Here is a 12,798-nt window from a genome sequence, read left to right on the forward strand (position 1 = left end):
CGTCTTACGGCGCCGGCGTACCGCAACCGGCGAGATCCAGCGTGATGCAGATGGCGCTGGCCAGCGCGCGAGCGTCGGGATTGTCCGGGCCGGGTGGGCCGGGCGGCGTGAGGTTCAGCGCATAGAGCATGGCGCCCGCCAGCGGGTCCGGTTTGAGCGCGGTCAGCAGCGTGGCGGTGCCGGCCAGCGTGACGCGCGGCCCGTCCGTCGGTGGCAGCACGGCGATCCCCAGAGCGAGCGGACCCTTCCAGACCTGGCGATAGGCGCGCAACGCCTCCAGCGGGCGATAGGCGGGGCCGGCATCGTAGCTCATGATCGAGACGAGGTCGATCATCGCCGCCTCGGGCGCGCGCAGCAGGGCCAGCATGGAGCCGCGCCACGGGCTCACTGGCGGAGCATTGGCGAAAGCGCCCTCGCCATAGGCGCCTACGCTCCAGCCGGCGACACTGACCACAAGCGGACGCGGCAACGCCTCCCGCAGGCGCCGCACATGGCTGATCCAGTCCGCATCGCTGGCGCAGCGTACCCGGCCGGCGAGGGTGAGGCAGGCGGGCTGTGCCGGTTCGAAGTCGATATCGACGCCATCGGCGCCCAGGTCGCGCACCAGCCGGGCGAGGGCGGCGGGATCGAGCCTGTCCCACCCGCCATAGCTCGCCCCGCCAACCGCGAGCAGCACGCGGATTTGCCGATGGCGGGCCTTCAGCGCCGCGATGGCCTGTTTCAGAACCGTTCCGGCAAAACGATACTGCAGCCCCGTCCCCTCAAGAGCGAGGTCGCCAGCATAGGCAAGGTCCGGCTTCACGAAGGCGAGGGCGACATGGGTGATGGAGCCGGGCAGGCGGGCGAGGGTGGTCGCCTCGCCCGAGCTGGCGGGCGGCTCGTACCAGCTGGCGTGATAGGCGAGGAACGGGCGCGCCGGCTCGGTCCGCGCCGGTGCCGGTGCCGGCATCATCAGGAGAAGGACGAGCGTCAAAAGGCCGAGGTGTCGGCGAGGCCCTTGGTGACGGTCAGCAGCAGGATGCGGATGTCGAACCATATCGACCAGTGCTCGATGTAATAGAGGTCGAGCTCGACCCCCCGCTCGGCCTTCTCGACCGTGTAGATGCCGCCGCGCATGCCGTTGATCTGCGCCCAGCCGGTGACGCCGGGCTTCATGCGGTAGCGGGCGACATAATCGCTGATGGCTTCATAGCGCACATCTTCGGTGATGCGCATGTTCGGCACATGGGGGCGCGGGCCGACCACCGACATGTCGCCCTTCAGCACGTTCAGGAGCTGGGGAATCTCGTCAATGGAGAAGCTGCGCAGGAGCGCCCCGACGCGGGTGATGCGCGGATCCTGCTTCACCGCGCCGATGGAGCCGTCATCGGTCGGGTCCACATGCATGGTGCGCAGCTTGTAGACCATGAAGGGGCGGTTGTTCAGCCCGATACGGGCCTGCCGGAACAGGACCGGGCCGGGAGAATCGAGCTTGATGGCAATGGCCGCGAGCAGCAGCACCGGCGAGGTCAGCACCAGCCCGACAGCGGCGACCGTGTAATCCTCCACCGCCTTCAGCAGGCCCAGCGACCCTTTCAAAGGGCGCTGCTGCACCTGCAGGGCGCGGTGATCGGCGATGCTGGTGAGTCCGGCATAGCCGGGCTTGAAGGTGCCGGGCTCCAGTTCCAGCATCACATCGACGGCGAAGCGGTTGAGCTGCTGCGTGACGGAGCCGATCGCCGCGACATCGTTCCAGGATTTGGTGACGATCACCATGTCCACCGTGTCGCGCCGGGCATAGTCGAACAGCTCGGCGAGGCCGCCGCGCATCGGCGGAACGCCCTCGCCCGCCAGTTCCGCGGGCGTCGCCGCGCGGCCCTCGTCGCGGAAGACGCCGATGAAGTCGAGCAGCCGGTCGCCCTGCTGCTCCTCGTAATAGTTGCGCACCAGCGCATAGGCCCGGTCGAGATCGCCGATCACCAGCACCTCGCGCCGCAGCAGGCCGCGCCGGTTGATCGAGCGGATCAGCCAGCCGACCAGCAGCAGGCGGCCGACGAGTAGCGCGAGCGCGGCGATGGACGCCCAGTGGCCGAGGGCGGTGAGGTCCTCGGCCTCGGCCGGAACCAGCGCGTAATAGACCAGCAGCACCGCCAGCGCGGCGGGAATACCACCGATGAGCACATGGACGATCTGCCGGCGCAGGCGCTTGTAGTGCTCCACGCGGTAGGCCTGGCCGAGGGTGAGGGTGCCCGCATAGACCGCGGCGGCGATGACGCCGAGAACGGCGGTCTGGCTCCAGTTCAGCTCATGCCAGATCAGGTAGTTCGCCAGCGTGGCGAGCAGAATCATCGCCAGATCGCACAGGATCACCAGACGGTTGACCAGCCCGTGGGTCCAGCGCGTCATGACGGCAGCGCCCCACAGATGGCACCGTGCGCACGGCCTTCCGACACGGCGGCACAGCGGGGGGGGATGGTGTTGAAGCCTTGACGAGTGAGCATGGGACCCGATGAGCTTCAGCCGCTCGCAAGCGTGGTGCAGATTATTCCATGAGTGTCGCGCGGAGGTTTAACACTGGCTTTGTTGCGAATCTATTTCTGGATGCTTCCCGTCACGGACGCGCTTAACGAGTAGTCAAAGATAGGCGCGCGCGTCCATGTACCAGTCGACAAAGGCGCGCACGCCGACCGACAGGGGCGTGGAGGGGCTGTAGCCCGTAAGGCCCTTCAGCAGCGCGGGACTAGCGAAGGTGCGGGGGACATCGCCCTTCTGCATCGGCAGCATCTTGCGTCGGGCCGGCCGGCCGATGATCTGCTCGATGGTCTCGACAAAGTCGAGCAGCCCCACGGGGTTGCCACCGCCAATATTGACCACGCGGAACGGACCCTGATGGGAGAGCGTGTCGATTCCGGCGGGGTCGGTAATGCGGTTGTCCTCGTTCGGCGGCACGGCCGACAAGCGCAGGATGGCCTCCACCAGATCGTCGATATAGGTGAAATCGCGGCTCATCTTGCCTTCGCCATAGATCTCGATCTCCTGATCTTCCAGCATCGCCGAGACGAACTTGAACAGCGCCATGTCCGGCCGGCCCCACGGACCATAGACCGTGAAGAATCGGAAGGCGGTGGTCGGCACCTTGTAGAGATGGGCATAGGAATGGCCCATCATTTCCATGCCCTTCTTGGTGGCAGCATAGAAGGTCAGCGGCTCGTCGGCCCGATCCGTCTCGTGGAAGGGAACGGTGGGGTTGGCGCCATAGATCGAGGAGGTCGAGGCGAGCAGCAGGTGCTTCACCTCGAGTTCCTTGGCCAGTTCGAGCACGTTCCAGGAGCCGACGAGGTTCGAGTCGAGATAGGCCTGCGGGTTCTCCAGGCTGTAGCGCACGCCGGCCTGCGCGGCGAGGTGGACGATGACATCGGGCCGCGCGGCGCGGGCGGTCTCGCTCAACAGCGAGCGGTCTTCCAGCCGGCCGATCACCGGCCGGAAAGCGTCGAACTGGCCGAGCGCGGCGTGGCGGGCTTCCTTGAGCTTCAGATTGTAATAGGCGGTCATCCCGTCATAGCCGACGACCTCATGCCCGTCCTCCAGCAGCCGGCGCGCGAGGTGGAAGCCGATGAAGCCGGCCGTGCCGGTGATGAGATAGCGCATGTGCCCCCGCAGGTTGTTCCCGGATCGCCTCCGCGATCCGGGGCGCATGTTTAGATGCGCCGCAGCAGAGTCAAGGGCGGTAGCGGAGGATAGGCTAAATGCCCCGTCGGACGCGATCGCTCAGGTTGCGCCGCTCGCGGATGATGGAGTCGAGTGCGACCTGCTGGGCCGGCGTGCGCGGCAGCTGGTCGAGCTGGTCGAGCTGATTGAGCGCGACAAGGCGCAGAAGGTCGTCACGCACCTCGCCATTATCCTCGCGCGGCAGGGCGGCGACGATCTGGATGTGCTCGGGCGCCAGCAGGTCCGGCAGATCAGCGGCGAGCCGGGCGCGCAGCGCCTCCTCGCTGACATCATCGGCTTCGACGAAAGCGTAGAGGCCGAAGCTGTGCCCGGCGGTGGGAAAGTCCGCGATCTGAACGCTTCGCACGCCGGGATGGGCGGCAAGCGCGGCGGCAAGGCGCGGTCCCTGCTCCATGGCGCGCGGGCCACGGCCTTCCGTGTCGTGGTAATTCAGCAGGCGGCGGGTGACGAAGTTGTAGACCTTCTTGCCGGTGCTCATCCAGATGCGGTTGAACAGGCTCTTGCGGGCGAGGATGCGCTTTTCCATTGAGGTCAGCGCCTCCGGGCAGAAGCTGCGCTTCTGCTTCAGGAGATGGCGGATATCCTCATAGGCGGCGATGCGGAAGACCTTGCTGCGCCGCTCAAAACAAAAGGCGAGCTGGAAGTCCATCAGCACCGCGCGCCCGTCGGCGGCGTAGAGCCAGTTTTGCGGCTTGGCGAGGTCGTTATGGGCGATGCGGCGACGATGCACCTCGCGCAGCCCCTGCCGGGCCGAGCGGAAATAGGCGACGTCGCCCATGGGTCGGGCGATCTGCAGCGGAATACCATCGACGAAGCCGCGCACCAGATAGCCTTCTTCCAGCGCATAGACCGGCACCGTATGGCCGCTGCCCTCGGCCCGGCGCAGGGCACGGGCCTCGCGGCGGGCGAAGTGGCGGGCGAGCGGCTTTACCCACCATTTCACGTCGTCATAGCGCCGGCGCACGGCGGGCAGGGCTTGGCCGGCGTCATCGCGCCAGGTGCCCCGCTCGATGGTGCTGAAGATGTCGCGCTTGAGCACAGTTTCGCACTCGAAGACGCCGGTCGGGGAAGAGGAGTGAGCGGTCACGCGGCGGCCTCAGAGGCAAGGTCGGCATGGGCACGGGCGAAGGCATCCATCTCGCTCAGCGCGCGCGCGGCCATCAACTGTTTCTTGGCGACCGTTTTCTGGTTGCCGCGCAGGCGGTTACCCTCGGCATCGCGGGTCGGGTTGGCGTGCAGCGGCGGGAACAGGCCGAAATTGATGTTCATCGGCTGGAAGGAGCGCGGGCCGGCTTCCACGGTCTCGATGTGACCGCCGGTGATGTGGTTCAGCAGCGCGCCATGGGCCGTGGTGGCCGGCGGAGGTTCCATGACACCGCCGAGGCGCTCGGCACTGGCGAACAGGCCGGCCATCAGCCCCATGGCGGAGCTTTCCACATAGCCTTCGCAGCCGGTGATCTGGCCGGCGAAGCGGAGGCGGGGGGCGGCTTTGAGGCGGAGTGTGGGATCGAGCAGCTTGGGCGAATTGAGGTAGGTGTTGCGGTGCAAGCCGCCGAGGCGGGCGAATTCGGCCTTTTCCAGACCGGGAATCATGCGGAAGATCCGCACCTGCTCGGCATGGCGCGTCTTGGTCTGGAAGCCGACCATATTATAGAGCGTTCCCAAGGCGTTATCCTGCCGGAGCTGGACCACGGCATAGGGTTTGACGGTCGGGTTGTGGGCGTTGGTGAGACCCATCGGCTTCATCGGGCCGTGGCGCAGCGTCTCCGGGCCGCGCACGGCCATCACCTCGATCGGCAAACAGCCGTCGAAATAGGGCGTCGCGGCTTCGAAATCGCGGAACGGGACGGTGTCGGAAGCGACCAGCGCGGCGACGAACGCCTCGTACTGCGCCTTGTCCATCGGGCAGTTGATATAGTCCGCGCCGGTGCCGCCGGGACCCACCTTGTCATAGCGCGACTGGAACCAGCACACGTCCATGTCTATGGAATCAAAGTGAATTATCGGCGCGATGGCGTCGAAGAAAGCGAGCGCGCTCTCCTCGGTGCGGGCGCGGATGGCCTCGGCCAGAGCCGGGGAGGTGAGGGGGCCGGTGGCGATGATGACGCTGTCCCAGTCCTCCGGCGGCAAGCCGTCCACCTCGCCGCGCTCCACCGTGATCAGCGGATGGGTGGTGATGGCGGCGGTGACGGCAGCGGCGAAGCCCTCGCGATCCACCGCCAGCGCGCCGCCGGCCGGGATCTGGTGCGCGTCGGCGCAGGCCATGATGAGCGAGCCGAGGCGGCGCATCTCGGCGTGCAGGACACCAACGGCATTATTGGAAGAATCGTCTGATCTGAAGGAGTTGGAGCAGACCAGCTCGGCCAGGTCCTCGCTCTTGTGGGCCTCCGTGCCGCGCACGGGGCGCATCTCGTGCATCACCACGGGCACGCCGCGCCGGGCGATCTGCCAGGCGGCTTCGCAGCCGGCGAGGCCGCCGCCGATGATGTGGACCGGACCCTTGTGCGAACTCATCATGATCCCGTTGGACTGCTCTGCCGGATGCCTTCAGACGCGCGCCTTAGCACGGAACCGGGCCAAAAAAGAAACGGCCCCGGAAAATTCCGGGGCCGTTTCCTGGTTCGATGAGGTGGACGATCAGTCCAATGAGACCAGCTCATCGGGTCGTCCGACCAATCAGGCCGCGGCAGCGGCCTGACGGGCGACGCGGGTGATCTCGCCACGGGTGACGTTGATGTCAGCCAGCGTGCGGTCGTCGAGCTGCGACAGCTCGAGAAGGGTGCGGCGGTACGCCTGCCAGCGGCGGATCTGCTTGGCAACAAGGCCCCAGAGCAGCATGTGAAGTCTCCATCAGCTTCGGACACGGATCGCGGCCGCCCCTCACCGGGGGTAGCTGCACGTCCGTTAATCAGTTCGCTGCCTATATATTCGACACTCTGCTCATTCGGTAGGAAGTATACCGCATCCCAGCCCTGCGCCGCCCGCATGCCAAACTCATAAATCGTTCATCTTCCGCAAGGCTGGCGACAGCCCGGTGTGAATCAGGCGCCCGCCAGCGCCTGTTCCAGATCGGCGATGATGTCGGCCGCATCCTCGATGCCGATGGAGACGCGGATCACCTCCGGCCCCGCCCCGGCCGCGCTTTTCTGCTCGTCGGCAAGCTGGCGGTGGGTGGTGGAGGCCGGGTGGATGATCAGCGAGCGGGTGTCGCCAATATTGGCGAGGTGGGAGAACAGCTTCACGCCCGAGACCACGGCGACGCCGGCCTCATAGCCGCCCTTGAGCCCGAAGGTGAACACCGCGCCGCCGCCCTTGGGCGCGTAATGCCGGGCGAGGTTGTAATAGCGGTCGCCCGGCAGGCCCGGATAGCTCACCCATTCCACCTTGGGGTGGTCGGCCAGGAAGGTGGCGACGGCCAGCGCGTTGTCGCAATGGCGCTGCATGCGCAGCGGCAGCGTCTCGATGCCGGTAAGCAGCAGGAAGGCGTTGAAGGGCGAGAGTGCCGGGCCGAGATCGCGCAGGCCGAGCACGCGCGCGGCAATGGCGAAGGCGAAATTGCCGAAGGCCTCGCCGATCACCACGCCCTCATATTCCGGGCGCGGCTGCGACAGGAAGGGATAGCGCCCCTCGCGCAGCCAGTTGAACGAACCGCCATCGACCAGCAGGCCGCCGATCGAGTTGCCATGGCCGCCGAGGAACTTGGTGGCGGAATGGATGATGATGTCGGCGCCATGCTCGAAGGGGCGGATCAGATAGGGCGTCGCCAGCGTGTTGTCGACGATGAGCGGCACGCCGGCGCGCTTGGCGATCTTCGCGATGGCGGCAATGTCGGTGACGATGCCGCCGGGATTGGCGATGGATTCGATGAAGATCGCCTTGGTCTTGGGCGAAATGGCCCGCTCGAAGGAGGCGATGTCGTCGGAATCGGCCCACACCACGTTCCAGCCGAAGCTCTTGAAGGCGTGGTTGAACTGGTTGATCGAGCCGCCATAGAGCTTGCGCGCGGCGATGAATTCGTCGCCCGGCTGAAGCAGGGTCTGGAAGGCGAGAAGCTGTGCGGCATGGCCCGAGGCCACCGCCAGCGCCGCCGTGCCGCCTTCGAGCGCGGCGACGCGCTCCTCCAGCACCGCATTGGTCGGGTTGCCGATGCGCGTATAGATATTGCCGAACGCTTTCAGCCCGAACAGCGAGGCGGCGTGGTCGACATCGTCGAACACGAAGGAGGTGGTCTGGTAGATCGGCGTGGCGCGCGCCTTGGTCGTCGGGTCCGGCTGGGCGCCGGCATGAACGGCGAGGGTGGCAAAGCCGGGGGAAGTCGGGCTATCGGTCATCTGGCGTCCTCCTTGGCCGTCCGCGGGCGAGACGCGGCCGGTATGGTCATCCGTCAGGGCATCCTTGCCGGTTCGGTAAAAAACGCAAGGTGTCTGGAAAAATATTTAAATTACATTTAATGGAGGTTGTATAGCCGGCGCCCGCCGCGGGTCAGCCTGGCGCCAGCCGGGTGCGCGAAGTCCGGTGCGGGGCGGCAGCGGCGGCCCGGCCTGGGTAGCGGCGCCTTGATGGCGTTGGCGGACGCCTCGGCGCTGCGGTTTGCGGTGCTCGCCGCCGCCGTCTGCCGCCCCACCAATTTCACCATGATTCAGCTTCGCGGCGGCACGCGCAGGCGCGGAATCTCGATCGCCGGGCAGCGATCCATGATGATCGCGAGGCCGGCCTGTTCCGCCGTGGCGGCGGCCGTGTCGTCGTGCACGTCGAGCTGGGTCCAGATCAGCGCCGGCCGGGGCGACAGGGCGAGTGTCTCCTCGACCACGCCGGCCAGATATTCCGGCGCCCGGAATACATCGACCATGTCGATCGGCTCCGGCACATCGGCGAGCCGCGCATAGGTCGGCAGGCCGGCAATGTCGCGCCCGGCCTGGCCGGGATTGATGGCGAACACCCGGTAGCCATGCCGGGCGAGAAACTGGGCGACGCGATGGCTGGGGCGGGCCGGATTGGGGCTCGCCCCGACCACGGCGATGCTGCGCACGCGGGTGAGCCAGCCGGCCAGCATGGCGTCGTCATAATGATCGTGGTTCATCTCACCCTTCCCTGTCGCGGTGTTTTCTTCGAGATAGGCGCCGCAGGGCGCGAAATCCATGGCGCGGAATCCATTCTCGACCCTCGCGGGTGGGGGATTGGCGGCCTTCAGCGGGCGGAATGAGCGATTTTAGGACCTTAGCGGCAGGTAATAATATACCGATATCGTAACGTATTGATTTTGAAGAGGTTTTTGGCGTGTTCGTGGATTGACGTTGCGCGCGGGCTGCGCTAGAAGCCGCGCCACGAGAGAAGTGCCGCCGCCTAAGGTGGGCACCCCTTGAATATTGGACATTCCCATGAAGACGTTTTCGGCAAAACCGGCCGACGTAGACAAGAAGTGGGTCGTGATCGACGCGTCCGGCCTCGTCGTCGGTCGTCTCGCCACGATCATCGCGACCCGCCTCAAGGGCAAGCACAAGCCGACCTACACCCCCCACGTTGATTGCGGCGACAACATCGTCGTCATCAACGCCGAGAAGGTGGTTCTGTCCGGCAACAAGCGCGCCGCCAAGGTCTATTACCACCACACCGGCTTCCCGGGCGGCATCAAGGAGCGGACTGCGAAGTTCATCCTTGAAGGGCGCTTCCCCGAGCGCGTGGTCGAGAAGGCGGTCGAGCGCATGCTGGCGCGCGGCCCCCTCGGCCGCAAGCTGATGGGCAATCTGCGCGTCTACAAGGGCGCCAGCCACCCGCATGAGGCCCAGCAGCCGGTCGCGCTCGACGTCGCCGCGCTCAACCGTAAGAATGTGGGGAACTGATCATGGCTGAGCTCATCCAGTCGCTCGACGGGCTCGAGGCCCTGAAGCCGCAGGTCGTCGAAGCTCCCAAGCATGTCCAGAAGCTGGACCGCCAGGGCCGCTCCTACGCCACCGGCAAGCGCAAGAACGCGGTCGCCCGCGTGTGGATCCGCCCCGGCACGGGCAAGATCCTGGTCAACGAGCGCGATATCGAGACCTATTTCGCTCGCCCGGTGCTGCGCCTGATCATCCAGCAGCCCTTCTCCTGCGCGACCCGTACCGGCCAGTATGACGTGGTTGCCACCGTCTCCGGCGGCGGCCTCTCCGGCCAGGCCGGCGCGCTGCGCCACGGCATCTCGCGCGCGCTCACCTATTATGAGCCCGAGCTGCGTGGCCCGCTCAAGAAGGGTGGCTTCCTGACCCGCGATTCGCGCGTCGTCGAGCGTAAGAAGTACGGCAAGGCCAAGGCCCGCCGCAGCTTCCAGTTCTCGAAGCGCTGATCGGCTCCCGCGAGGGCGGGTTCTCCTGCGCGGGAGCCCGTTTTTCCGTGGACATATCGACAAAGGGCAGGCCGCAGGGCCTGCCCTTTTGTTTTGGGCCGCTTGGTCATTGGAACAGGTATCCCGGCCGGGTATTTCCGGGCAGAGTACCGGCGAGCGCGCGAGGTGTTTCGGGGCGGAAACCTTGCGGCCGGGCGCGAGGCTTGGGGGCCGGCATACAGACCGGTTTATGGATGGGGTTCGATCCCTGGACATTATGGGTGATCGTCGGCCTCGTCGGTCTGTTCTCCGCCGGCGCGACGCTTTTGGCCTGGTTGCTGGGCGGGCGTGAGCGGTACCTCGGCGAATGGGGGGTGAGCAGCCTGTTCCTGGCGCTCGGCGTCGACGGGCTGATCCTGCGCAACACCGCCCCGGCCCTCGTCTCCGTCCTGCTGGCCAATGCCGCGCTGCTGTTCGGCTTCGGTCTGCAATGGGCGGCGCTGCGCAGCTTCGCCGGCAAGGTCTGGCGCGGCTGGTGGCTGGCCGGCCTGCCGGTGCTGTGGTGCGGGCTCTGCCTGCTGCCCGCCTTCAGCGATTCCGCGGCTTCCCGCATCGCCCTGTTCGCCGTGTTCGCCGGCGTGCTGAACGTCGCGGCGATGCGCGAGATCTGGCGCGCCGAGATTCCCGTGCCGGGCCTGCGCTGGGGCCTTCTGGGCGTCTGTGGCGCCCTGCTGGTGCTCAATCTCGGCCGGCTGCCCCTGCTGATGCTGATGGCGCCGCAGGGGCGCGACATATCCATCATGTCCGCCGAGGCCGCGCTGTTCGGGCTGATCAGCATGGGGCTGATCGTGCTGGCCAGCTTCATGATGGTGTTTCTGGTGGGCGAGCCGGCTATGCGGGCGCTGCGCCAGGAGATGTGGCGGGACGAACTGACCGGCCTCGCCAACCGGCGCGGCTTCATCGAGGCGGCGCAGAAATGCTGCGCCCGTGGCGGCGCGCTGGCGCTGCTGATGATGGACCTTGATCACCTCAAGCAGATCAACGACCGCTACGGCCATGCCGCCGGCGACCGGGTGCTGGCGCTGTTCGGCGAGATCCTGCGCCGCAACAGCTTTGCCGGTGCTCTGGCGGGCCGGCTCGGCGGCGAGGAATTCGCCGTGCTGCTGCCGGGTGTCGATCGGGAGGGCGCGCAGGCCGCCGCCGAGCGGCTGCGGCAGGCCTTCCGCGAGGCCAGCACCCACATCGCCCATGGCGCGGGCGTGCCGTCTTTCCTGGCCACGGTGAGCGTCGGCATTGCCACAGGCGCGGCGGCGCCGGCCTGCGACGAGGAGGAGGCGCAGCGCCGGCTGGAGCGGCTCTGCGCGCAGGCGGATGCCGCGCTCTACCGCGCCAAGCAGCAGGGCCGCGACCGCGTGGAAATGCGCGAAGCCATCATCTGAGCGGGGGCGTCCGCCAATAGTACGTGGAAGGCCTGCTTCCGTGGCAGGCGGAAATGTCTATGATACCGTTCCGGAAACCCGAAGCGTTGTGGTGACCATGCTGGATCCGTGGACGCTGTGGGCCGTGCTCACCGTCGTCGTCGCGCTGCTCGCCGCGGGAATGCTGTTCGTCTGGTGGCTCACCCCCAGTGAGCCGTCGCTGGCGCACTGGGTGATCAGCCTCCTGCTGTTCATCGTCGGCGTTCTCGGCGGAATCTTTCGCGCGGAACTGCCCTATGTGGTTGGCGTGGGCTTGGCCAATGCCTGCTTCATCGCGGCCTATGCGCAGCTCTGGAGCGGGCTGCGCCGATTCGACGGGCGCCCCGTTCCGCTGCTGCTCGACTGGATCGCGCCCGCGGCCTGGGTCGTGCTGATTCTGGTGCCGCCCTTCAGCGAGACGCCGGAGGCACGCGTGGCGTTGATCTCGGTGATGATCGCCGGGATGACGCTGCTGGCGCTGGAACAGCTCTGGCGCGGCGGGCTGCGGGCCTCGAAGGCGCGCATGGCGCTGTTCGTCGCGCTCGCCGTCGCGATGGTGATGAACCTGCTGCGCATTCCCTATCTGCATGCCCAGATCCGCGACGACCGCGTCGAGCTGTTCAACAGCCCGGAGATGGCGTGGTTCGGCCTGCTCGGCATCGCACTGGGCATCCTCACCTGTTTCTCGGTCGTGCTGATGGTGCGCGAACGCGCCGAACAGCAGTACCGGCAGGCGGCCGAGAGGGATGAACTGACGGGCCTGCTCAACCGGCGCGGTTTCATGCAGCAGGCGGTCGGGGCGGCGGCGGCCGGCGGGCCGCTGGCGGTGATGTTTCTCGATCTCGACCATTTCAAGCAGATCAATGACCGCTTCGGCCATGCCGCCGGCGACAGCGTGCTGGTGCTGTTCGCCCGCGTGCTGCGCGACAATGTGCGCGCCGGCGACGTGATCGGCCGGGTCGGCGGCGAGGAATTCGTCGTGCTGCTGCCCGGTGCCGACGATGCGACGGCCCGTCTTGCCGCCGAGCGCGTGCAGCGCGGGCTGAAGGAGGCGGCGATCAGCCTGCACATGGGCGGGGAGGGGGCGCCGGTGGAGTGCACCGCCAGCATCGGGCTCGCCATCGCCGCCTTGCCGGCGGCCGGCTCGGCGCCCGTGCTGGAGGGGCGGCTGCGCATCCTCATGGACCGGGCCGACGCGGTGCTCTACCGCGCCAAGAGCGGCGGGCGAAACCGCATCGAGGTGGTGCGGGTGGAGCCGATCACGACCGGCTGAGGCCGGTTGCGGCCGTTCATCGCCCGCAGTCATTGGCCGGGAGTCATGGTCCAAAAGTCATG

General features: G+C 67.1%; 12 protein-coding genes. 4 read left to right on the forward strand and 8 right to left on the reverse strand.

The window, feature by feature from the left end:
• Positions 1-4: 4 nt before the first annotated feature.
• From KIP89_RS01100 to KIP89_RS01135, 8 genes are all read right to left on the reverse strand, one after another.
• Positions 5-973 (reverse strand): glycosyl hydrolase family 18 protein, encoded by a 969-nt coding sequence (locus tag KIP89_RS01100; RefSeq protein ID WP_250152101.1) that lies wholly within the window; start codon positions 971-973, stop codon positions 5-7.
• A complete protein-coding gene (locus tag KIP89_RS01105; protein ID WP_213753567.1) occupies positions 970-2,385 on the reverse strand; it encodes an exopolysaccharide biosynthesis polyprenyl glycosylphosphotransferase in 1,416 nt (471 codons plus the stop codon). The genes KIP89_RS01100 and KIP89_RS01105 overlap by 4 nt, the downstream gene beginning before the upstream one ends.
• A 228-nt stretch (positions 2,386-2,613) precedes the next feature.
• Positions 2,614-3,627 carry an NAD-dependent epimerase/dehydratase family protein gene (locus KIP89_RS01110; RefSeq protein ID WP_213753568.1) on the reverse strand — a complete coding sequence of 338 codons (1,014 nt, stop codon included), beginning with the start codon at positions 3,625-3,627 and terminating at the stop codon, positions 2,614-2,616.
• A gap of 94 nt (positions 3,628-3,721) precedes the next feature.
• Positions 3,722-4,795, reverse strand: coding sequence for a serine/threonine protein kinase (locus KIP89_RS01115; RefSeq protein WP_213753569.1), 1,074 nt, complete (start codon positions 4,793-4,795; stop codon positions 3,722-3,724).
• The gene (gene trmFO / locus KIP89_RS01120) at positions 4,792-6,222 is read right to left on the reverse strand and encodes a methylenetetrahydrofolate--tRNA-(uracil(54)-C(5))-methyltransferase (FADH(2)-oxidizing) TrmFO (protein WP_369807024.1); all 1,431 of its coding nucleotides are present in this window, start codon (positions 6,220-6,222) and stop codon (positions 4,792-4,794) included. Before trmFO ends, KIP89_RS01115 begins: the two co-directional genes overlap by 4 nt.
• A 162-nt stretch (positions 6,223-6,384) precedes the next feature.
• Positions 6,385-6,546, reverse strand: coding sequence for a DUF1127 domain-containing protein (locus KIP89_RS01125; protein WP_213753571.1), 162 nt, complete (start codon positions 6,544-6,546; stop codon positions 6,385-6,387).
• 203 nt (positions 6,547-6,749) lie between these two features.
• Positions 6,750-8,039 (reverse strand): O-acetylhomoserine aminocarboxypropyltransferase, encoded by a 1,290-nt coding sequence (locus KIP89_RS01130; protein ID WP_213753572.1) that lies wholly within the window; start codon positions 8,037-8,039, stop codon positions 6,750-6,752.
• Between the two features lie 308 nt (positions 8,040-8,347).
• Positions 8,348-8,788: a CoA-binding protein gene (locus KIP89_RS01135; RefSeq protein ID WP_213753573.1), complete on the reverse strand. Its 441-nt coding sequence runs from the start codon at positions 8,786-8,788 to the stop codon at positions 8,348-8,350.
• Positions 8,789-9,086: 298 nt separating this feature from the next.
• On the opposite strand from KIP89_RS01135, the gene rplM reads away from it, so the two are divergent.
• The 4 genes from rplM to KIP89_RS01155 all read left to right on the forward strand — a co-directional run bounded on the left by rplM (position 9,087) and on the right by KIP89_RS01155 (position 12,736).
• Positions 9,087-9,548, forward strand: coding sequence for a 50S ribosomal protein L13 (rplM, locus tag KIP89_RS01140; RefSeq protein ID WP_213753574.1), 462 nt, complete (start codon positions 9,087-9,089; stop codon positions 9,546-9,548).
• A gap of 2 nt (positions 9,549-9,550) precedes the next feature.
• Positions 9,551-10,027: a 30S ribosomal protein S9 gene (gene rpsI, locus KIP89_RS01145; protein ID WP_213753575.1), complete on the forward strand. Its 477-nt coding sequence runs from the start codon at positions 9,551-9,553 to the stop codon at positions 10,025-10,027.
• Positions 10,028-10,260: 233 nt separating this feature from the next.
• Positions 10,261-11,445 carry a GGDEF domain-containing protein gene (locus tag KIP89_RS01150; protein WP_213753576.1) on the forward strand — a complete coding sequence of 395 codons (1,185 nt, stop codon included), beginning with the start codon at positions 10,261-10,263 and terminating at the stop codon, positions 11,443-11,445.
• Between the two features lie 97 nt (positions 11,446-11,542).
• Entirely contained in the window at positions 11,543-12,736 is a 1,194-nt protein-coding gene (locus tag KIP89_RS01155; protein ID WP_250152124.1) for a GGDEF domain-containing protein, read from the forward strand.
• Positions 12,737-12,798: the final 62 nt, after the last annotated feature.

The sequence above is a fragment of the Ancylobacter radicis genome (assembly GCF_018449475.1).
Classification (GTDB): domain Bacteria; phylum Pseudomonadota; class Alphaproteobacteria; order Rhizobiales; family Xanthobacteraceae; genus Ancylobacter; species Ancylobacter radicis.

What these genes read in the sequence shown, in the direction of transcription:
- KIP89_RS01105 (WP_213753567.1), bottom strand. Translation starts at nt 2,385, where the DNA reads ATGACGCGCTGGACCCACGGGCTGGTCAACCGTCTGGTGATCCTGTGC.
- KIP89_RS01110 (WP_213753568.1), bottom strand. Translation starts at nt 3,627, where the DNA reads ATGCGCTATCTCATCACCGGCACGGCCGGCTTCATCGGCTTCCACCTC.
- trmFO (WP_369807024.1), bottom strand. Translation starts at nt 6,222, where the DNA reads ATGAGTTCGCACAAGGGTCCGGTCCACATCATCGGCGGCGGCCTCGCC.
- KIP89_RS01125 (WP_213753571.1), bottom strand. Translation starts at nt 6,546, where the DNA reads ATGCTGCTCTGGGGCCTTGTTGCCAAGCAGATCCGCCGCTGGCAGGCG.
- KIP89_RS01130 (WP_213753572.1), bottom strand. Translation starts at nt 8,039, where the DNA reads ATGACCGATAGCCCGACTTCCCCCGGCTTTGCCACCCTCGCCGTTCAT.
- KIP89_RS01135 (WP_213753573.1), bottom strand. Translation starts at nt 8,788, where the DNA reads ATGAACCACGATCATTATGACGACGCCATGCTGGCCGGCTGGCTCACC.
- rplM (WP_213753574.1), top strand. Translation starts at nt 9,087, where the DNA reads ATGAAGACGTTTTCGGCAAAACCGGCCGACGTAGACAAGAAGTGGGTC.
- rpsI (WP_213753575.1), top strand. Translation starts at nt 9,551, where the DNA reads ATGGCTGAGCTCATCCAGTCGCTCGACGGGCTCGAGGCCCTGAAGCCG.
- KIP89_RS01150 (WP_213753576.1), top strand. Translation starts at nt 10,261, where the DNA reads ATGGGGTTCGATCCCTGGACATTATGGGTGATCGTCGGCCTCGTCGGT.
- KIP89_RS01155 (WP_250152124.1), top strand. Translation starts at nt 11,543, where the DNA reads ATGCTGGATCCGTGGACGCTGTGGGCCGTGCTCACCGTCGTCGTCGCG.